Below are 21,439 nucleotides of genomic sequence, written 5' to 3' on the forward strand. Positions count from 1 at the left end.
TCCGGTATCTTAATGATACCAATCATCAAAAACATAATATGTGATTATGGTCTGATACTTAGTTTTACTCCTAACTACCAACAATAGTTAGGAGATCTCATTGTTCGATTTTATTGAACTGGTGATTATTGCGAGAATTCCCCACCCGATCCCATCTCGAACTCGGTCGTTAAGGTTCTCTGCGCCGATGGTACTGCGTCTTAAGGCGTGGGAGAGTAGGTCGTTGCCAGTTCTATAAAGTCGAACAATGCTATTACGTTCGTAAGAAACCTCCTTCATGGTCCTGAAATTCAGGGCAAAACGGCTTTGTCCTTTCTAGTCTAGGCTAGCTAGGTGAAGCCGTTTTTTAATGTCTACTTTTATGATCGCGAGGCGTCATAAATATTATAATTGATGCGGGGTGGAGCAGCCCGGTAGCTCGTCAGGCTCATAACCTGAAGGTCGTTGGTTCAAATCCAACCCCCGCACCCAATTTATACCCAAAACAAATATATACACTCAACCACCCTAGCGGGTGGTGTTTGCGTTTGTGGTTTTGGGGGAATGTTGGATACGATGAGAAGCTCTCCCAAACAGCAGCTAAAGCAGCGTTAAATGTGCAATAATGACAAGAGTATTCCGGCTCTCGATGCGCTGCTAACTCTAACAGCATTGCTAAACATAAGTGAAAAGAGAGTTCTTTATTGTGTCTCTTGCTAAAGAACTCGGATGTCGTGTGTGAGAGTATGAAGGCTAGTGGAAATCGTTGTTTCTTGACCTTTGTCTCATACTATTGATGAAAGCAAATAGGGCTGTACGAGAAAGGTTTTATCACTCGTTAGGTGAGATGCTTTTCATGCCTTTATACAGGCTGACACAGCAAATGAGCAGGATGACCCCAAAGGGAAGCCCAGTTGTCACGGCACCTGCTTGCAAGGATGATAGGGCCTGTGCGCCACCACCTACCAGCAGAACAATTGCAACAATACCCTCTAAGCTTGCCCAGAATATTCTTTGAGGAATAGGGGCGTGCAGCTTACCTCCAGCAGTAATTGAATCAATCACAAGTGAGCCTGAATCTGATGAAGTGACAAAGAAAACCAACAATAATAAGATCGAAACAAACGACATGATTTGAGAAAATGGTAGGTTTTCAAACATTTGAAACCATACAAGTGGAAATTCAGAGATGCCTTCTGGTAAGGCACCAATGCCAGCTTTTACTTGTTCCAAAGCCGTTGTTCCAAAAGCAGTAAACCAAATAATCATCACGATAAATGGTACACCGATTACGGCTGCAACAAATTCTCTGACCGAGCGTCCATATGAAACGCGCGCGATAAACATTCCAACAAATGGCGACCAAGAGATCCACCAAGCCCAATAGAATATCGTCCAATCATGGAAGAATGCCGTGTCTTCACGTCCAATCCAGTTGGATAGTGCAGGGATATTTGCAACATAGTGATAGGTGTTGAGGGCTATATTTTTAAAGATTTGCGAGGTTGGACCCGCAATAATAACGAATAATAGAACGAGAATCGCCAAAACGATATTGATGTTGGAGAGTATTTTTACACCTCCATCTAACCCTCGAATCACTGAAAAAATCGCCAAGGATGTGATTACACAGATCAAAATGACTTGTGTCGCAAGGCCGCTTGGGACGCCAAATAAGAAGGATATTCCACTCGCTGCTTGCTGCGCACCAAGGCCAAGCGAGGTGGCAAGTCCAAATAGTGTGGCTAGGACTGCGAGTAGGTCGATAATGTGACCGGGCCATCCCCAAATTCTCTCGCCAAATATTGGATAGAAAGTCGACCGCACTGTTAATGGCAGTCCTTTGTTAAACGCAAAAAATGCGAGTGCGAGTCCCATAACGGCATATATCGACCAAGGAATAATGCCCCAGTGGAAAATTGTAGCAGAGAAAGCAAAACGCTCAGCTGCCTCTGTCGCCGGCTCGACATTGAGCGGTGTGCCGGCCCAATCTGTATAATATCCTAAAGGCTCAGCGGCGCCAAAAAATATCATCCCTATTCCGACACCGGCAGCAAAAAGCATTGATAACCAAGATGTTGTCGAAAATTCTGGTTTGGCGTCATCTCCACCTAATCTGATTTTTCCAAGCGGTGATAGCGCGAGATATAGACAGAATAAAAACACGACATTTGTTATGATAACAAAGAACCAGTCAAATGTATGAATGGTCCAGTCTCGTGCGCCTCTTAGCAGGATACCGGCTTGCTCTGGCATGATAAGCACAGCAGCACAAAATGCAATGAGTAGGCCAGCAGCTAGAAAGAATACGGGGTTGTGAATATCAAAGCCCAAGACATCTATATTGTCTTGGCCAACTTCATAATCAGTTGTGTAGGTGTCATCGTCTTCACCATTGCCTGTGGTTTCGTTTGGTACTTCCGACATATAATCTCCGGCGATGGGATGGGCGTAGCAATGGCTCAACTATCTGCAAGCAATTGTTTCGATATTCGAAATAGATATTTTGATCTTCGAAACATAAATGCATTAACAAAGCAATTGTAACATATATACAACAAGCCTATATAGTGCACTATTATTATTGAATTTATTGTAGTTTTTGTCAGAAAATTGCTGATTTATATAAAAATAGAGCTTGTTCTTCCTGTTTCAAAATTAAAACGATCTGCTAAAGAAATTGAGCTTAATACGGATAGATACTTATCCGCCTTTATTCTGATCGCTTCGAAATACGCTGGTCAGACAAAGAACAAACAAAGGAATTCTATATGGCTCGCAATCTAAGTGGTGCTTCATTAATTGTAATTGCATCTTTGATTTTGCCGTCTCAAAGTTTAGCTCAAGAAAACCAATCCGAGGGTGTTTCAGAAAAACGCCTACAATCTATCGTTATTACTGCGACAAAACGTGATGAGAGCGCTCAAGATGTGCCCATCGCAGTTAACGCAATTGGTGCGGAAGATTTAGACCAGTTGAATGTCAGTGTGTTTACAGATTACCTCACGCAGCTTCCTGGTGTGACAGCTGGTGGCGGTGGTGGCCCAGGCCAAAGCACAATCTATATTCGTGGGGTTGCATCTACGACGCCGGCTACGACAACGGCAGGCGTTGCTGGTCTTTCTCCAAATGTAGCTTTTTACCTTGATGAGCAGCCACTTGCACAACCTGGCCGTAATCTTGATGTCTATGCTGCCGACCTTGAGCGTATCGAGGTGCTGTCTGGCCCTCAAGGGACTTTGTTTGGTGCGAGTTCTCAGGCTGGTACTGTGCGTTTGATTACGAACAAGCCTAACCTTGATGAGTTTCAAGCAAATGTTAGATTTGGAACAGCTTTTACTGAAAGCGGTGATCCATCTCACAATCTTGAAGCCATGATCAATGTTCCAGTGACATCCAACTTCGCGGTGCGTGGTGTGATGTATACTGATAGCCAAGGCGGCTATATTGATAATGTTCCAGGTTCAATCACCGCTGAAGAGTCTGCGCGTTTCCGCGCTGAAGGCACAATGAGAGACAATGGCGTTGCTGTTGAACCATTCCGTGCTGGTTTTCAAGCTGGGGCAGACTTGAGCAATGTTGATTTTAAAGCTGCGAATAATCAAAATCTCGTAGAGAAAAATTTCAACGATACTGTCTACACCGGTTTTCGTTTGAGTAGTGTTTATCAAATCAATGACGAATGGAAATTGACCACTGCGCTGGCGCAACAACAGCTAGACACAGAAGGTGTGTTCTTTAGCGACCCTGATTTAGATGATTGGGAAATTCAGCGCTATAGTGAAGACGACACGAAAGATTCCTACACAAATGTAAGTTGGACGCTTGAAGGTGAAGTAGGCGGGCTTGAAGCTGTCTACACAGGGGCATTTACAGATAGAGAAACAGATCAGACCGTCGATTATACGGATTATCTCTTTATCGGTCAGTATTTACCTTACTATATTTGTGATGCATCTGTGACTTATCCGGGAGCAGGCATTGACCCTTCAGGAACATGTTATGCGCCTGATCAAAAGGTTGATATCAGCAACAAACTTAAGGTTCAAACGCATGAATTGCGTTTTAATACACCGGCAGAACACCGTGTTCGTGCAACATTTGGTGGGTTCTACAGTGATCTTGAACTAAAAGAGAAAAATGATTTCATTTACGCTGGTTCAACAGAAGTGCTTGGCTTTGATGGCGTCACAAAAGGCTTTGCGCCCAATTATCCACTTACCAACACAGAAGTGACTGGCGAAGTGGGAAGTGCATCTCCAGGGTATTATTCTGATGCTGGCCCTTTCTACGCGCCAACTATTTTCCGAAATGATATTCTGCGTACCGATAAGCAAATGGGGCTCTTTGGTGAGCTTGCTTATGATATCGTGCCAGAAGTCTTTACATTGACTGTTGGGGCGAGAGCGTACGACATCGAAGTCGATTTTGAAGGTAGTGCAAACTCATCTTTCTTCAATTTGGGCAGTTCAACAGATGCTCAACGTGCAGGTACAAATATATCTGCTCAATTCAGCGGTGAAGGTAGTAGCACAGTTGATAAAGCTGCAACTGATGGCGTGATTTTCAAAGTGACAGCTGACTGGAAGCCAATGGATGATGTGTTGTTGTTTGCAACATATTCTGAAGGTTTCCGTCCGGGATTATTGAACCGTCCGGGTGGAGCATCAAATGCTGCGGGCACATATACTGTGCCATTCGCAGTTGATACAGATGATGTGCAAAATTATGAAATTGGCTGGAAAACAATGTTGTTTGATAGCTCATTGCGCATCAATGGTAGTGCGTTCATGATTGAAATCGAGAATATGCAGACGACTATTTTCGATCCAAACATCACCAATCTTTTCTTCTCTGATAACGCGGCCAATGCAGAAATTATGGGTGTTGAAGCAGACTTTGATTGGGCACCTGATGCAGTTGATGGTTTGACCATTTCGGGTGCTGTGTCATTGCTTGATACAGAGGTGACTGAGGTGTTAGTGCCAACAGATGATGTGTTGGTTGGTTCACCGCTTTCATTTGCACCTGAATTCCAAGGTAATCTGCGTGCGCGTTATGAGTGGGATATGGGTGAATATCGTGCTCACATCATGCCGCAAATTGTACATTCTGGTGAATCATACACAGACATTATCGAAATCAACAAAATCCAATTGGAAAGTTGGACGACTGCAGCTCTGTCTGCAGGTATTGCCAAAGATAATTGGAGAATGGAAGCATATGTCGACAACTTGACGAATGAGGCTGCTCAATACTCAGGTAACTTCACATATGACCGTAGTCGTGTCTCTCTTGCGAGACCTCGCACTGTGGGTGTGCGTGTTGGCGTAGACTTCTAGTTTTACAAAGAAATTTGTTTTAAAAAAGGAAGCGCTTTGAGAGATCATAGCGCTTCTTTTAGTATTCAGGATTACAAAATGAATGATGTGCAGCAAGCCGCTGAACAGCTGAAGCGGGCAAAAGCCGCGATGTATGCAAATCAATTTGCTCAAGCATGCATTGAGCTTGAGCCTTTGCTGGACAATCCTGAATATGCACAGGAAGCGCTTTATATGCATGCTGTGTGCGGAAGATATCAAAACAAGTTTGACGTTGCACAGTCATCTCTTGATAAACTACTTGGTATAGCGCCCGAATTTGGACGTGCACATCAAGAGGCTGGATATCTAGCTTTGGCGCAAGGGCAAAAAGAATTAGCTCTTAAACAATTTATAGCCGCATGCCGTTTTAATCCAGCGCTCATCGCAAGTTGGGAAAAGCAGGCTGGCTTATTGCGAGAGACGGGACAAAAGGAGCAGGCGATAAATGCGCAAGCGCAGGCTGATCGTCTAAAATCTTTATCTAAACCATTATATGCGGCGACTAATTTTTTAGCTGAAGGCAAATTGCTAAAAGCTGAGGATTTGTGCCGCATACATTTGAAGTCCAGCCCCAAAGACGTGGAAGCAATGCGTTTGCTGGCAGATGTCGGCAGCCGGCTAGGCGTCCTAGAGGATGCAGAAATATTATTGGAAAAAGCGGTTGAGTTTGAACCCGATAATATCCAATTGCGGTTGGACTACATACAAATTCTGAGAAAGCGCCAAAAATTCTCGCGTGCGCTTGAAGAAGCTAAGCGGTTATATGATTTGGATCCAGAAAATGCGATTTTCCGATCGCATTACGCTATCGAGAAGATGCAGACCGGAGATTATGAGGGCGCTGTCGAGCTGATGGATGCGGTGCTGGAAACGCTGCCGCATGATCCAGCGACATTGACCTCTCGCGGGCATGCTTTGAAGACATGGGGAAAACAGAAAGAAGCAATTGCATCCTATAATGCTGCCTGTCGCGCACGACCAGAGCAAGGTGATGCGTGGTATGCATTGGCAAATTTAAAAACCTATAGTTTTTCAAACACTGAAATGCAGCAAATGCAGGAATTAGAGCTACGCGCTGATCTTAGTTATGCTGACCGCGTTCATTTTTGTTTTGCATTGGGAAGTGCTTTTGAAAAATCAGGAGATATCGAAAAGTCTTTTCGGTATTTCGAGAAAGGAAATACTCTAAAACGGACGCAAAGCCGATATACAAGCGAAGGGATGGAAGCTGAACTCGCATTGCAAAAGCAATTTTGTACATCGGATGTTTTAAAAGGATCAGAGGGACGTGGGTTTGAGGCTGGTGACCCTATTTTTATCGTTGGTTTACCCCGTGCTGGTTCTACGCTGATCGAGCAGATATTGGCCTCCCATTCTCAGGTTGATGGAACCTTAGAACTGCCCAATATTTTGGCTTTGTCACAAAGGCTGCGTGGACGAAATCGCTCCAATGGTGGCGCATATCCTGAGAATTTGACGGGTCTAAGTGCTGACCAATTAAAGGCGATGGGGCAGGAATATATAGAAACGACGCGTATTCACCGTCAGGGAGCAGCCTTTTTTACCGATAAAATGCCAAATAATTTCCGGCATATCGGTTTGATCCACCTAATTCTGCCGAACGCAAAAATTATTGATGCGCGGCGAGAGCCAATGTCATGTTGTTTTTCTGGCTTCAAGCAATTGTTTGCTGAGGGGCAGGAATTCACATACGGACTAGAAGAAATAGGCCGGTATTACCGCGCGTATGTTGATTTGATGAAGCATTGGGATGACGTGTTGCCGGGCAAAGTTTTGAGGGTTCAGCATGAAGATGTTGTAAACGACCTTGAAACCCAAGTGTCCCGTATTCTGGATTATTGTAATCTACCTTTTGAACGAGCGTGTGTTGATTTTCATAAGACAGATCGACCAGTTAGAACCGCAAGCTCTGAACAGGTTAGACAACCTATCAACACAAAAGGACTGGACGCATGGCTAAAGTTTGAGCCATATCTAGCGCCACTGAAAATGGCTTTGGGGCCTAACCTCGTCGGTTAGCATTGCAGGATGATAAAATGAGTCAGCGTACGATGGATGTTGTGGTTGCTTTGCGTCAGATACAGCGTCGCGTAGAGTTGGACTCTAGAAATCTTGCCAGAGAAGCGCACCTAACTCATTCGCAATTGAGGGTTTTGCAATTATTGGATGAAAGCACAACTTTATCAGCAAGTGAAATTGCAAAAGAAACAAAGCTAACCAATGCAACGATTACATCTATTGTTGATAAGTTGGTTGCGCGGAAATTTATCCAGCGGACGAAATGCGACAGCGATAAAAGGAAAGTTTGGTTAGAATTATTGCCCGACGGACAAAAAGCGCTTGAGGATGCACCTAGAGATTTACAGCAAGTGTTTGAAGCAAAATTCGAAAAGCTTGAAAGCTGGGAGCAAGCCATGCTGGTTGCTGCGCTTGAGAAAATAGTCAATCTGTTAGACGCCAAAAATCTTGAAGCAGCTTCGATCTTGACGATTGGTGATATCGAAAAATAAGCGAAGCTGAATTTAAATCTTGCCGTTAAGTGACGAATTAGAAATGCGTCACTCCTTGGCCATTTTGACTTCTAAAACAGAGCCAGGCTGGATGAGAATTTCTTCTTGCCTCAACGGGATATCAATTCCGTTTTCTTTAAATAAATCCCAGACAGACATCATGACGGCAGAGCCAACATTATTGATGCCGTTTTGTGGGTCATTAATCCAGAAACGGCATTCAATTTCAACAGCCTCATCTCCAAACTCCATGACAAGACATGTTGGTGCGGGGTCTTTTAATACGCGATCAATCTTTTTAGCTCCCTGAACAACGAGGTCTGTCGCTGTTCTCAAGTCCGTTTCATATTCCACGCGCAATCTGCGTTTAATGCGGACACGATTATCGGAATAACTCCAATTGACGACTTTGTTTGTCACCAATCCTTCATTGGGAATGAGGTGTTCTTTCCCATCGCGTGTGACGACAGAAGCATAGCGAAGACCAAGGGATTTCACGACACCGTAAGTATCGTCCACTTCAATGACGTCATCTGGCTTTATGGATCTATCGGTTAGCAGGATGATGCCTGATATGAAATTGGCAACAATCTGCTGCATACCAAAACCAATACCGACACCAAGCGCCCCTCCAAGAACTGCGAGGCCGCCAAGCGGTATTTGCAATGAGGAAAGCGCAAGGACGACAGCAGCAAAGAATAGCCCAACATGCGTCGCATTGGATATTAGCGCCCGTATTGAAGGTTCTACGCGAGGCAGTGTATCAATACGTGCTCTTAGGCGTTTAGACAGCCAGTTTGCACCATAGAGAAAGAGTGCTGAAAATAAGATAGCGCGAAAGATAAAGGGCAGAGTGATAAGTCGATCGCCAAAGCTAAACCCGTTATTGTCCAGCCAATTTAAGGTGGGCAGCAAAAGGCCAAACGCATTTAGACCAGCAACACCCCAAGCTATCCACGTTGTGGCCTGCCGGTATTCCGCTGGGACGATATAAGTGGCTGTTCGGATAATTACCCATGCGAGTGCGAGAGAGCTGGCAAGCCTAACAAATGATGTTGGATATCCCATGCCTTCGAGAGTTGGCAGAGCGATAAACAAGCCAGCAAGCCATAGCAATGGTCGTACAATTTGCAAAATTGGACCTGAGATGTTGCGAGAGACATTTTCAGGAAGCTTGCTCAGGCCTGCACTTATCCAATTTTTGACGAGTGGCGAGAGGATAATACCTAAGACCAAAACACCCAAAATAGTCGCAAATTGTATAAGCGTCGATGTATGCAGAAGTTCTGCATTTACCCATTCAAGCGCTTGCTGGCCATATGAAAATGCACTCTGCTTTAGACTATCTACGTCTAAGCTGTTCGGGCTGTCTGCCGGAGACGGTGGGTCTGACGGAGTTTGTAGTTGAATGTTTTTGAAAATAGAAAGCAACGCCACCACTAGAACTCCAAATGAATGTAATTTGAGTAGCACTGTTTAAACTGATTTTGAACTTAAGGAAGAGCAAGGATTGCGCGTAGGCAAATTGATATGAAATTTACGCATAATGAGTTTATTGGTGATATAAAAGTGGACATTATGCAAATTTAAGCTTTGACAATCTAATTCTTTACCCCTAAGTGGCTGATAATATATCGCTAGGGAATACTATGAAACTACGACGAAGATAATCAGACTGAGAATAACGTTCTGTGCAGATCGTCTTTTTTGTTCGTTTTGCAACAGTTTTTTCTGATTTTTCGTTTTTGAGTTTTAGTATGTCCGCATCTTTACGGGTCTTAGATCCATCCTCTCCATCATACACAATTGCCTTGGAACAAGCAGAGCATTCTGTTGGTATTGAAGCATTATATGATCGCTGTTTTGGCTTTGGACGGTTTGCAAAGACGGCTGAACGTCTTCGTGAAGGTAATCAATTGCTGTCCGACATGAGTTTAGTGGCAGTTGATGCAAATGAAAATGTAGTGGCAGCCGTGCGGTTATGGCCTCTGCAGGTGGGAGATGCAGGGCGCGCTGTCTTTGTTGGACCTGTCGCAGTCGATAGCTTGTATCGTGGTAGCAGTTTGGGCCTGATCCTAACGCAGCAATGCGTTGATCTTGCGAAGAAAGCTGGATGGCCAATGGCTATTCTAATCGGGGATGAGCCCTATTTCAGCAAAATTGGGTTTCAGCAAGTTTCAACACAAGCTTATCCGGCACCGGGATATATTCCAGAGCATCGCTTGTTAGCTATTGAACTTGAAGATAATGCTATTTTGGAAAATCAGGGGCAACTTAGCGTCCCTCTCGTCGCCAAGTAAATAACAAAATCAACATCAGCAAGGCCATTCCGATGACGCCGGGTAGGAGTGGTGTGGCTTGAGATGAGCGAACAGCGTAGGCTTCATTGCGCTTTAGTCCAGCCCAGTTCTCTCCTGCATGATCACCATTTTTAGACACGCGACGGATAGCGGGTAAATCGGGATTATTGGTTTCGCCAATGCGGAATGTGCCGCCATGAGTCGCATCTGCTATTGGAGCGAGAATGCGCGTCGTTGATTGTACATTGGCGTATTCTAGCGGGTTGGCGGGGCCATTTAGTGCGACCGTTTCAACTTCTCCAGCGCGAGCTGTATACATTCCCAGGCCATCGACATCGACGCTTGCTTCAAATCGCCCTTCGTCGGTTTTTTCCCATTCTGGTGTTAGTATTTCTCCATTGGGTGTCGTGATGGATAGTGAGTTGGGTCGGTCAGACAATGATCGCAGGCTCGCCTTCATTTGTTGGCCGTTTGAAGCGAGTGTCAGCAATTCTTCTTCAAGTTCAGGTTCTTTCATTAGCCAATGGGCTGTGCGTCGCACGAGTTCTGAATAGGGGCCGCCGCCATCATGGCCTCTCGCCCACATCCACAATTGGTCCGATAGTAAAACGGCCACACGCCCGTCACCGACGCGGTCGAGGACGAGTAGCGGATCTCCGTTATCTGACTTTAACAGGACTTCACCAGAAGCGGCCTTTGCTTCTACATAGCGTTCCCAGCGGCCCCAGCTTTTATCATTGGGGAGAGAAGAGGTTACGGTGTGGCGTTGGCCTAATTCTGTTCGTAGTACATTGAAAGTATGTTCTATTATTCGGCCAGTTGGTTGAGCGGGTAGAATGGCCGCAAGGGGGGTGCGGTATATGGATGATGGCATTGCATAGGGTGGTCCTGTTGCAACAAGAAGTGCGCCCCCATCAGCAACATATCTGGCGACACCATCAAAATAGATCATTGGCAACACATTTATGCGTTTGTATTGGTCAAAAATCACCAGATCGAAGTCTTTTAGTTTTTCAACAAACAATTCGCGTGTGGGGAATGAAATAAGTGCCAATTCATCCAGTGGCGTGGGGTCCATTTTGTGGGGTGGGCGTAAAATCGTAAAATGGACGAGATCAACAGAAGGGTCAGCTTTTAGTAAATCTCTCCAAACGCGGGCACCCGAATGTGGTTCTCCAGTGACAAGCAAAACACGTAATCTGTCTCTGACACCGGAAATATTTGTGGCAGTTCTGTTGTTGGCAAGTGTGAGTTCGCTGGCACCTTCTCCAACTTCTGCAACGATGAGATTGGAGCCACGTCTTGGTATTTCTACATTGATTTTACTGGCTTTTCCTGTGCGCACCGAATGCGTGGCAACACGTTCACCATTCACCGAAATATTGACATCGACGTTGGATGAGTTGGCATCTTCAACGCGAATTGCAAGTTCTGCCATACTGCCAACAATGCCAAAATTAGGGCTGGAGACAATTTCGACGCGGCGGTCTTGCTCTCCTTTTTGACCCACTATGAGAGAGTGGACTGGTCCAAAGGGGAGCGCTTCTTTTGCTGATGTTGGCAAGTCGTGAACTTGCCCGTCGGTTATCAAAATAGAGCCAGCAATGCGTTCACGTGGGGCATCTGATAAAGCAGAGTTTAGAGCTTGATAAATATTCGTCGCTTCACTGGTTTGAGACGTTTCAGTGATGCGTAATTCTATATCTGGCCTTGATTCTAAATCAGTTTTTAGCTTTTCGAAAGCGGCTTTGGCGGTCTGTGACCTTTGACCAAAATTCATGCTTTCTGATTTGTCTAAGACAACGGCTACAATGTCTTTTTGGCCTTCTCGTTGTTCCTTCACCCATAGCGGATTTGAAAGTGCCAAAGTGAGTATTGCAAACCCCAATGCGCGAGTCAGCCATGCGCGACCTCTCAGGAAGACGTACAATACCCAAACGGCTATGGAGACAGCGACAAAACCCCATATCCAGATCCACGGAATGAATGGGTCAAAACCTATGCGTGAAGCCTCTATCATTCTTGCGTGTCCAATCCTTGCTGGTCTCGTTTTCGTCGCATCGAGTCAAAGAATTCGTCGAGGTTTTGTGGGTTTCCTGTTGAAGGACTGGGTATAATTGTGCGTTCTCGTGTGGGTTTACTGTTGGGTTCGTTCGCATTTTCTGCGTCTAGGCGTTCAAGAAGCGCTGGAATGTGAACTTGGTCCTCTTTATAGTTTCCTGTGAGGATGCACATGATGAGATTAATGCCAAAACGATAGGCAATTTCGCGGCGCGACTCTTGTCCATCCATAGAATTTAATGGTCGGTTGTTATCATCAATTGCCCAAGCACCGATCCAATCGGATGCACCGATATAGATACGTGATACTCGATCACCGCCAGAAGATGTGCTCGCGCTGTTTTGTGTTTCTATCCAGACTTGTCCACTTGCGAGCCGGCCGGGGAAACTATTAAGCAAATAGAAGCTGCGTGACAAAACATGTTCATTGGGCGTGGGTTGCAAGGGCGGCACATCCAATCCTTGGATGATATTTTTGAGGCGTGCGCTGACAGCTTGCCCCGGAATGGCATCGCGTGTGTCTATGACAAGAGAGCCGCCATTTCTAAGGTAGGAATTGAGTGCGTCTATTTGATCGGCTGTTAGTGCTGTAGCGTCGCGTTCAGGGGCAAAATATATCATCGGATATAGATCAAGAGCATCTATGCCGAGTTTTACAGAATGGGGCGTTGCGGGTTCCACGGAAGTACGCCGAAAAAGTTCAAGATTTAGCCCTCTTAAACCAGCAGCTAATTGCATGTTTAATGCGGGGTTGTTTGTTTCCACATATGCAAAGCGCATTTGCAATGCAGCTTCTTTTTGTTTTTTTGATATTGGTGCTTTTGGGGCGGCTTCTGTTTGGGCTTGGGAAGGTTGGTCAACAAAGACACTAGCACCCATGAATAGAATGAGAGCGAAACTTGCTGATTTCGAAAACCGTCTAAAACGGCCTGAGATGAGAAGCGCGACAACCAAATCTATAAATAAGAGTCCAAAAGCTGCCATTAAAAACACGCCTCCTAAGCCACGCCGTTTTTGACTGAGTGCTTCATCAAAAACAACAGCATTTGATGCAAGTGACTGTATTTCTTCAGCAGCGAATGCACCTGCATTGATGGCACGGCTTCCTTGCGGTCCTTGATAAAGGCCAGGCGGTGATAGCGGTGAAGGTGTTGTAATGGAAAAAGCTTCCGCAGATAATGGCTCTAGATTTCCTGATGGCAGTTTAAGCTGACCAAAAGCATCAACCAATCTAAAGGGGGCAAGTGTACCAGTTGAAACGGATCGTGTGTTTCTTTTGCCATTTCCAGATGCTGCCGCATGGCGGAGCATGCTAACAAATGCGCCATCATAAGGCAGGTCTGACCATTCCGGTGTGGCGGTAACGTGGAATAAGACAATAAGCCCTTTTCCATAGCTTCTTGCTGTGACCAATGGGGTGCCGTCTGCTAGTTTTGCCCATGTATAAGCTGCGAGTTCGGGACTAGGTTGGGCAAGAACCTGTCGTCTCACAAGAATGGAGTCAGCAGGTGTTTTAATGTCAGCAAAACCCTTTGTTGCGATAAAGGGAGCAATGGATTGAGGCTCTTCCCAAGCTAAGGCACCGCCGAGCGCGCGGGTTGCGGAACGCAATGGGCTTGGCGTTAGGGTATGGCTTTCGGCCGCTGCGAGTTTTGGCCCTGCAAATCGGATAAGAGCGCCGCCTTCTTCTATCCAGTCTTCCAACTCTGTCAGGTGAGGATAGCCGATTAGAGAGCGATCACCCAAAATGATTGCATCGGGTGATCTGGAGAGCATTTGCGATAATTCACCTTCCATCATCTGGGCATGAGGAAAAAGCGCTTTGCGGATATAGTAGAATTCTTCCAACAAAGGCTGATCACTTGGGACTGGGTCTGCTAAAGCAACTGAGGGTGTTGCCGCGCTATCATCCCAAAGCCAGACTTGCCCAGCAGAAGCAGAGCCTAAAACACGAAATCGCGCTATTTGATTGAGAATTGCCGAGGGAATAGAAAACTCTGCGACGGCCTGAGTGGTATTGGGAGTAAAAGTTGCAATAGCGCTGGCTAGACTAAGCCCAGATTCACTTTCGGCAATGACACGCGCTTCAATAGCGGTTTCACTAGCGAGTCTTTTCAAATAGACATTGGCACCATTGGAAGAGGTTTCAGCATTTGTGATTGCATAGGCGGAACGCGGCGCGAATTTATAAATCTCGACTGCTCTGGATTTTTCCAAATAGGAATTAAATGTCTGACTTCCATTATGTTCTAAACCATCACTTAGCCATATGATTTTAGAGGGGTTTAGGGGCGATTTTTCAATGCGATCAAGCAATGCGTTGTGATCGGGATTCCATGGAGCTGGCTTTTCAATTTGAAGGCGTTTTCTCACTTCATCTACACCAAGAGCTTGGTTTATGTCTGACGTGAGCGTTGAAGGGGCTGTGAAGGCAAGGTGGATGGAGCCACCATTGTCAGAAATTGCATCTGATGCGGAAAGTATTGTTTGTTTAATGTCATTCCAGTGTTCAGTGCTCGCCCAGCCATTATCAACAACAATCAATGCTGATTGCATGTTTTGTGTATTGCTTTGAGGCGATTGCAATAAGGGCTGAGAGAAGCCGATAATAGCAAGTGCGGCGGCGGCAAAGCGAAGTGCTAGAATCCACCATGGGGTTTTAGCAGGGGTTTCTTCAATTTGGTCGACATCATCTAGCAGGCTGAGTGAGGGTAAAGTCACACGCTTTGGCTCGGGCGGGGTTGCACGTAGCAACCACAGGATAACCGGCAAGGCCAGCAAGCCAAGCAGTGCCAAAGGTTGAGCAAAGAAAACTGAGCCTAAATTCATGCCGGTTTTTTTCCGTCTTGTCGTGTCATTTCAAGCCAGTTTGAGATTTGCATAAATACAGGTGCGGCTGGTTCGTCGCTTTGGTGGAAAACAATATTCCATCCCACGCTATGAGCGAGCGCTTGCATGTCATCGCGGCGTTGTTGGAATCTCTTCAAATATTCTTCTTTAAGATTTTCAGCGCGTCCGATTAATCGGTCTTTTTTTGCGGATGGATTAAAAAATCTTATCCGCCCCTCATAAGGGTAGCTGGCTTCGATGGGATCGTAGACCATGAGCAGAGTGCCGTTACGATTTTTATGAGCAAGTTCTTTTATCCATGCACTTAATCTTTCCATCGGGCGATAAAAATCAGACGCTAAAACCAATGTGGCAGGGTTTTTATTTGATACGGGAAGGGAGGTTTCCGCCGGAGTTTGCCACAAATCTTGAGCCATTGATAAAGCAGCTTTGCCGCCTGAACTTGGCGCTCTGGGGCCGCCAAGTGCGCCGCAGCGGTCGCCAGATTTGGCAATGGAGCTGCCAAGCGCCATTAAAATTGAAAGCGCGCGGCCTGCTTTTGTGGAAACGTCTTCGCTGCCGCGCCAGTCAAATCCATCTGATGGATCACACCAGAAAAGGAATGTGCGCGTTGTTTCCATTTCTGTTTCACGGACAAAAAGCTGATCGCCGCGAGAGGATTTTCTCCAGTCCACCCGAGACGCGCTGTCTTCTGCATTATAACCGCGATACTGCCAGAAGTTTTCACCTTGTCCGGTTTTGCGTCGACCAGCACTACCTTGGTGGGCAGCAGAGGCGGGGCCCGCTTTGGCATGCAAACGTGGATGCTCCTTTGAAAGAAGGTTTGCGTCCGGTATTATCTGGTTTAGCGGCGTTTTCATATGGAAACTAGGATGCTTTTCTCGCCAGATCCGCGATCAATTCTGATAGTGTTTCACCTTGCCCTGTAGGATCATAATTAAGTGACATTCTATGCGCGAGTGCTGGTTCAGCAAGGGCTTCAACATCGTCAATAGAAGGTGCAAACCGACCGCGCAAAAGTGCACGCGCGCGCGTTGTTAGCATGAGAGCTTGCCCGGCTCTTGGGGATGGGCCCCATTCTACACGGGTTTTGATGCGTGGATCGTCACTTTGTTCGGGTCTGGCTGATCGTGTGAGTTCTAGGATAGAATTTACAACTTTTTCTGGCACAGGCATATTGCGAACCAAATGCTGGATCATCAATAATTTTTCTGCAGTGAGCGCTGGATTGACGCTTTTCTCTGCACCGCTTGTTGTGTCGATGAGAATACGGCGCTCGGTTTCAGCGTCAGGATAATTAACGTCAATTTTCAGAAGAAAACGGTCTAATTGTGCTTCAGGCAATGGATATGTGCCTTCCTGCTCTACAGGGTTTTGCGTTGCTAAAACATGGAAAGGCGCGGGAAGGTCGTGATTGACACCTGCAATTGTCACTTGATGCTCTTGCATAGCTTGTAAAAGAGCAGATTGGGTGCGCGGGCTTGCGCGGTTTATCTCATCTGCCATCAATAGGCTGGTGAAAATCGGGCCTTTGATAAAGCGGAAGGAGCGATTGCCTGAAGGTGATTCGTCTAAAACTTCTGATCCGAGAATATCTGAAGGCATCAAATCTGGTGTAAATTGAACGCGGCCTGAATCAATTCCCAGTGCTGTTGCTGTGGCTTCGACAAGGCGTGTCTTGGCTAGCCCCGGCGCACCGACCAGAAGAGCGTGTCCCCCCGATAAAACAGCGCTAAGTACCAGTTCTACGACGTGTTCTTGACCAAACACAGCTTTACCAATTTCTGTTTTGACGTCACCAAGTGCCGCAATGACTGCATCTGTGTTTGCGAATAGATTTGATTGTGTTTCTGTCATGACGTGGTCTTCATTTAAACTCAAAAGGATGTTGTACCTGTTATAGTCGGGCAAAACCAAGGCGGAGAAGGTCTCTATGCGTAAAACAGAAGAAGAAAAATCAAAAGAGACAGTTTCAGATCCTTTGCAAGCTGTTCTAGATGCATTGAAAACACAAGCGGGCGAAGATGGAAAACGCGCTTTGCCGCCAGTGCATTTGTGGAATCCTGAGCATTGCGGAGATATCGGGATGGAAATTCGCAAGGATGGCAGCTGGTGGCATGATGGCGGCATTATTGGCCGTCAGAAAATTGTTAGGTTGTTTTCTACGATTCTCCGAAAGGATGATGACGGTATTTATCTTGTGACCCCCCATGAAAAAGTCATTGTTCACGTAGAAGATGCACCCTTCATAGCTGTTCGCATTGATCGAAAGATGATTGAAGGCGAACAAAATCTGGTCGTAACGACGAATGTTGGTGATATTTTTGTGATTGATGCAAACCATCCCTTGCGTGTGAGTATGGATGCTGAAACAGGTGAGCCGTCACCTTATGTTGAGGTAAGACATGGACTTGAGGCCAAGGTTGCCAGAGCCCCGTTTTATGAATTGGTTGAATGGTCAGAACCCCTCGATGATGCAGCTAATATTATTGGCGTGAAATCGGCGGGAGAGATTTTTGAATTGGGATCGGTTAAATCTGAATGAGTTTTGTAGACAAAGAAGATTTTCTTCGACGCGCAAGAGCCAATTTGGCAGACCCGTATGAGGAAATGAAAGCCAATCTGGAACCTTTAGATCAAATTGAACCATTTGTGCCTGGAGATGGTAGCGGACTTCCTATTCGCAAATTGCGACCTGCTGCTGTTTTGTTTGGCTTGATTGATCGCGGCGATGATTTTGGTGTTGTATTCACTCAGCGCCCTAAAACAATGAAAGCACATGCGGGGCAGATAGCATTGCCCGGTGGTAAACTTGAACCCAATGAAAGCTTTACTGAGGCTGCTGTGCGAGAAGCCGAAGAAGAGATTGGCGTTGCAAGAGATAGTGTTGAACTTATCGGTCAGGCAGAACCATATAGAACCCTTTCAGGGTTTTGCGTGTCCCTTACTGTGGGTGTGTTCCCACCTGAATTTGAGCCTGTGCCAGACCCACATGAGGTGGATGAAGTTTTCGAGACGCCATTGTCCTTTCTGATGTCGCCTGAAAATCATCAAGAACATGTCAAAGAATGGGGCGGTGAATGGCGGCGCTATTACGCCATGCCTCACAATGGGCGATTTATCTGGGGTGTGACAGCGGGAATGATCAAATCCCTTTATGATTGTCTTTACGACTCGCCTTGAATTGGGCCACTATTTAAACAAATACACTGTTTTAAGATTAGCATGCGCCTTGTAAGGTTTTTATGCTGTAAGACATTGAATTGTCGAAAGATGGGAAGAGTTGGATGACACGCCGTATATTGATTGAATTTGCGCTTTTCTCGATACCGTTTTTGATTTTCTTTATGTATCGTGCTGCTTCAACAAATATGAGTGTAAAAGATCGTTGGCCTTTATTGTGGCTGGTGATTGCCGGCGGCGTTTTGGCTGGCGGCGGCTTGTTTATTAAGGCAATGTTGTACCCCTCAGATAAAGGCTTGTGTTTTCAAGCTGCCAGATATGAAAATCGTGTGTTTATTCCGGCCAAGAAAGTGCCTTGTGACCAAGTTGTTCACCCCACGGATCGGGATTTAATTCCAGGTACGGATGCGGATGGAACTGAGAGAGTGCATTCAGGATCGACGGCACGAAAATTGCCTACTGTTATGGAACCAACCAAAGGGGTTTCTGAAGAGACAGACGAAGATGGCAATTGATTTATTGAACAGACTTCCTGTTCAGCCATGGATGCAGGCTGATGGTGCGCGTCGGGTGATGCGTGCATTAAATGCTGGGGCACCCGATAGTGCACGTTTTGTAGGTGGTTGTGTACGAAATGCGCTGTTAGGCCAACCTGTTGCTGATATAGATATAGCAACGAAATGGGAACCAGATGAGGTCACACGCCGGCTGTTAAAAGCAAATGTTGCTGTGCATCCAACTGGCATTGAGCATGGTACAGTCACAGCTGTTGCAAATAATCAGCCCTATGAAATTACAACCCTTCGCCGCGATGTGTCTACGGATGGACGCCATGCGACAGTCGCTTTTACAACAGACTGGACAGAAGATGCCAAGCGCCGTGATTTCCATGTGAATGCGCTCTATTGCGATTTGATGGGAGACCTGATTGATCCAACAGGGCGAGGCATATCGGATTTGCGAGAGCAGAAGATCGCTTTTATCGGTGATGCGGATACTCGCCTTAAAGAGGATTATTTGCGTATATTACGCTTTTTTCGCTTCAACGCATGGTATGGTTCGGGACAGCTAGATGTTGAAGGTTTGAGTGCGTGTTTACGACATCGTGCGGGCCTTGAAACAATCTCGGTTGAACGTATTTGGAGCGAATTAAAAAAAATACTAGCTGCGCGTGATCCGCGAGTTGTTTTGGAAGCGATGTCTCAAACGGGCGTGTTGCAGTTTGTTTTATCAGAAGCGATTGGGCTTGATCTTTTTAATGCATTGGTTGGCCTTGAGCTGGAAGAGCATTTGGCACCAGATCCTTATCTAAGACTGTTATCGCTCTATCCAAAGGATATAGATGTCATATCAGCAGATGTGAAACGTCTGAAAATGTCCAATTATGAAAAGAAACGTTTACTTGCGACGGCTTCAGATACAACTGATTTTTCAAAAGAATTTTCTGCAAAAGCATTTCGCCGCGCTATTTATAAAACGGGTAAGGATGTATTTAAGGCACGTGCCCGCCTTGCATGGGCTGTGCGAGGCCGAGAAGCCAATCACCGCTATTGGCGCGTCTTAACGCAATCTGCAGAAAAATATGAACGTCCGGTTTTTCCAATCAGTGGTGAGCACATTATTGCTGTGGGAGTTCCAGAAGGAAAGCCTGTTGGAGAGGTGCTGCAACGTGCCGAACAATGGTGGATAGATGAAGATTTCCCATCGGATGTGGCGCTTATCGCGCGGCACATGCGTTTAATCGCAGAAGATGTTAAACTTAGAGAAGGCGCTGGGTCGATCGACGACTAAAGCTAAAAGTCTGGATTGTCGAAAAGTCCGGTCCAGCGGGCGCCTTTTTGTAGGCCAAAAATGCCTCCAAGTATGGCCGATCCACCAATGCACATAAATGCAATCGCTTTTGCTATGACTTGGTGGTTTGCTTCCATCTCAAGCAATTGTTCATTCAGCCCGCCATAGATAATGACGCCCAGCACAAGCCCAACCATGCCCATGAAAAAAGACACGACGAATGTGGCTAATGCTTTGAGCAGCGTAAACAAATGCAATGACTCCAGACGGTGAAACTAAAAACGCGCAAAGGCTCGACTTCTAATCTCTTCATGATGAAGGAATACTGATCAGAAGCCAAGCCTATTGCTGCTTAGCTTACGGCCATTTAACAACGGGTGGCATTGAGGAGAGGATGGATTTTACATTTCCGCCTGTTTTTAGACCAAATGTTGTCCCGCGATCATAGAGCAGGTTAAATTCAACATATCTGCCACGTTGGATAAGTTGGGCGTCGCGGTCAGCCTCGTTCCAGCTCTGATTCATACGGTTTCGAACAATTGTTGGATAGATAGCTGCGAAAGCTTCACCAACGTCTTTAGTGAATGCCAGATCAGCGTCCCAATTGCCTGTGTCATGACGGTCATAGAAAATGCCGCCTGTTCCGCGTGGTTCTTCGCGGTGAGGCAGATAAAAATATTCGTCGCACCAATCTTTAAAACGGACATAATCTGCGCCTTCATGGGCATCACAGGCCGCTTTCATTGCCGCATGAAAAGCGATTGCATCGGGGTTATCTTGATGACGCTGCGCTTCCATTAGAGGTGTGAGGTCTGCGCCGCCGCCAAACCATGATTTTGATGTGCAGATCATGCGTGTGTTCATGTGCACGGCTGGAACATGTGGATTATGCATATGCGCAATCAGAGAGATTCCAGACGCCCAGAATTTCCCATCATTTTCTTCTGCGCCTGGGATTTGTTTGCGGAATTCTTCTGAAAATTCACCATAAACGGTAGATGTATGCACACCAACTTTTTCAAACAATCGCCCTTTCATAATGGCCATATTGCCGCCACCAAGGTCTTCACCATCCTGACCGCGCTTCCAAGGCGTGATTTCAAATTTGCCGGCTATTCCCTTGTAAAGCGGCGGCGAGGCCTGTTCTTCAAGCTGTTCAAAACGCGCAATAATATCGCTTTGAAGGTTTTCAAACCAAGCTTTTGCTACAGATTTGCGGCTTTCCATTTGTTCGGGAGAAATGTCTGACATGGCGACGGCCTTCTGGTGGAGTAAGTATTTCACAGGTTTGATGTCAATGGCTCGACTTTTGATGCTTGGGAAGGAAAAGCGTTAGCATTCCTTGGTTTTTTGTCTAAGACAGGCACAAGCATTTAAAAGT

16 protein-coding genes, 1 tRNA gene and 1 rRNA gene are annotated in these 21,439 nt (G+C 46.0%); 10 read left to right on the forward strand and 8 right to left on the reverse strand.

The window, feature by feature from the left end:
- The first annotated feature begins 117 nt into the window (after nt 1-117).
- A 5S ribosomal RNA gene (rrf, locus tag AC5EF3_RS14485) occupies nt 118-232 on the forward strand.
- A 162-nt stretch (nt 233-394) separates the two neighbouring features.
- A tRNA-Met gene (locus AC5EF3_RS14490) sits at nt 395-471 on the forward strand.
- A gap of 339 nt (nt 472-810) precedes the next feature.
- Here the strand turns inward: AC5EF3_RS14490 and AC5EF3_RS14495 are convergent.
- Nucleotides 811-2,406, reverse strand: a complete 1,596-nt coding sequence (locus AC5EF3_RS14495) for a BCCT family transporter (RefSeq protein ID WP_493548564.1) — start codon at nt 2,404-2,406, stop codon at nt 811-813.
- Nucleotides 2,407-2,750: 344 nt separating this feature from the next.
- Between AC5EF3_RS14495 and AC5EF3_RS14500 the strand changes: the two genes are divergently transcribed.
- The 3 genes from AC5EF3_RS14500 (at nt 2,751) to AC5EF3_RS14510 (ending at nt 7,873) form a co-directional block, all read left to right on the forward strand.
- Nucleotides 2,751-5,321 (forward strand): TonB-dependent receptor, encoded by a 2,571-nt coding sequence (locus AC5EF3_RS14500; RefSeq protein WP_493548565.1) that lies wholly within the window; start codon nt 2,751-2,753, stop codon nt 5,319-5,321.
- A gap of 78 nt (nt 5,322-5,399) precedes the next feature.
- Nucleotides 5,400-7,382 (forward strand): tetratricopeptide repeat-containing sulfotransferase family protein, encoded by a 1,983-nt coding sequence (locus tag AC5EF3_RS14505; RefSeq protein WP_493548566.1) that lies wholly within the window; start codon nt 5,400-5,402, stop codon nt 7,380-7,382.
- 17 nt (nt 7,383-7,399) lie between these two features.
- A complete protein-coding gene (locus AC5EF3_RS14510; protein WP_493548567.1) occupies nt 7,400-7,873 on the forward strand; it encodes a MarR family winged helix-turn-helix transcriptional regulator in 474 nt (157 codons plus the stop codon).
- Between the two features lie 48 nt (nt 7,874-7,921).
- On the opposite strand, the gene AC5EF3_RS14515 is transcribed toward AC5EF3_RS14510, so the two are convergent.
- Nucleotides 7,922-9,310: a mechanosensitive ion channel family protein gene (locus tag AC5EF3_RS14515; RefSeq protein ID WP_233356736.1), complete on the reverse strand. Its 1,389-nt coding sequence runs from the start codon at nt 9,308-9,310 to the stop codon at nt 7,922-7,924.
- Nucleotides 9,311-9,630: 320 nt separating this feature from the next.
- Between AC5EF3_RS14515 and AC5EF3_RS14520 the strand changes: the two genes are divergently transcribed.
- A complete protein-coding gene (locus AC5EF3_RS14520) occupies nt 9,631-10,173 on the forward strand; it encodes a GNAT family N-acetyltransferase (protein ID WP_493548568.1) in 543 nt (180 codons plus the stop codon).
- Here the strand turns inward: AC5EF3_RS14520 and AC5EF3_RS14525 are convergent.
- From AC5EF3_RS14525 to AC5EF3_RS14540, 4 genes are read right to left on the reverse strand one after another with little or no spacing between them, the layout of a single operon-like run.
- Nucleotides 10,148-12,193 carry a hypothetical protein gene (locus tag AC5EF3_RS14525; RefSeq protein WP_493548569.1) on the reverse strand — a complete coding sequence of 682 codons (2,046 nt, stop codon included), beginning with the start codon at nt 12,191-12,193 and terminating at the stop codon, nt 10,148-10,150. The two genes, AC5EF3_RS14520 and AC5EF3_RS14525, sit on opposite strands and share 26 nt — an antisense overlap.
- Nucleotides 12,190-15,063: a DUF4159 domain-containing protein gene (locus tag AC5EF3_RS14530; protein ID WP_493548570.1), complete on the reverse strand. Its 2,874-nt coding sequence runs from the start codon at nt 15,061-15,063 to the stop codon at nt 12,190-12,192. The genes AC5EF3_RS14525 and AC5EF3_RS14530 overlap by 4 nt, the downstream gene beginning before the upstream one ends.
- The gene (locus tag AC5EF3_RS14535; RefSeq protein ID WP_493548571.1) at nt 15,060-15,944 is read right to left on the reverse strand and encodes a DUF58 domain-containing protein; all 885 of its coding nucleotides are present in this window, start codon (nt 15,942-15,944) and stop codon (nt 15,060-15,062) included. The genes AC5EF3_RS14530 and AC5EF3_RS14535 overlap by 4 nt, the downstream gene beginning before the upstream one ends.
- 7 nt (nt 15,945-15,951) lie before the next feature.
- Entirely contained in the window at nt 15,952-16,941 is a 990-nt protein-coding gene (locus tag AC5EF3_RS14540; protein ID WP_041301377.1) for an AAA family ATPase, read from the reverse strand.
- Between the two features lie 76 nt (nt 16,942-17,017).
- Between AC5EF3_RS14540 and AC5EF3_RS14545 the strand changes: the two genes are divergently transcribed.
- The 4 genes from AC5EF3_RS14545 (at nt 17,018) to AC5EF3_RS14560 (ending at nt 20,058) form a co-directional block, all read left to right on the forward strand.
- Nucleotides 17,018-17,629, forward strand: a complete 612-nt coding sequence (locus AC5EF3_RS14545; RefSeq protein ID WP_015826579.1) for a DUF1285 domain-containing protein — start codon at nt 17,018-17,020, stop codon at nt 17,627-17,629.
- Nucleotides 17,626-18,267, forward strand: a complete 642-nt coding sequence (locus tag AC5EF3_RS14550) for an NUDIX hydrolase (protein ID WP_015826580.1) — start codon at nt 17,626-17,628, stop codon at nt 18,265-18,267. The genes AC5EF3_RS14545 and AC5EF3_RS14550 overlap by 4 nt, the downstream gene beginning before the upstream one ends.
- Nucleotides 18,268-18,371: 104 nt before the next feature.
- Nucleotides 18,372-18,782, forward strand: a complete 411-nt coding sequence (locus AC5EF3_RS14555) for a hypothetical protein (RefSeq protein WP_015826581.1) — start codon at nt 18,372-18,374, stop codon at nt 18,780-18,782.
- The gene (locus AC5EF3_RS14560; protein WP_015826582.1) at nt 18,772-20,058 is read left to right on the forward strand and encodes a CCA tRNA nucleotidyltransferase; all 1,287 of its coding nucleotides are present in this window, start codon (nt 18,772-18,774) and stop codon (nt 20,056-20,058) included. Before AC5EF3_RS14555 ends, AC5EF3_RS14560 begins: the two co-directional genes overlap by 11 nt.
- Before the next feature lie 2 nt (nt 20,059-20,060).
- Here the strand turns inward: AC5EF3_RS14560 and AC5EF3_RS14565 are convergent, their stop codons facing one another.
- Together AC5EF3_RS14565 and hemF are read right to left on the reverse strand one after the other, a co-directional pair.
- Nucleotides 20,061-20,309 carry a hypothetical protein gene (locus AC5EF3_RS14565; RefSeq protein WP_015826583.1) on the reverse strand — a complete coding sequence of 83 codons (249 nt, stop codon included), beginning with the start codon at nt 20,307-20,309 and terminating at the stop codon, nt 20,061-20,063.
- A gap of 106 nt (nt 20,310-20,415) precedes the next feature.
- Entirely contained in the window at nt 20,416-21,309 is an 894-nt protein-coding gene (hemF, locus tag AC5EF3_RS14570) for an oxygen-dependent coproporphyrinogen oxidase (protein WP_493548572.1), read from the reverse strand.
- Between the last annotated feature and the right edge of the window lie 130 nt (nt 21,310-21,439).

This window comes from Hirschia sp., from assembly GCF_058892565.1.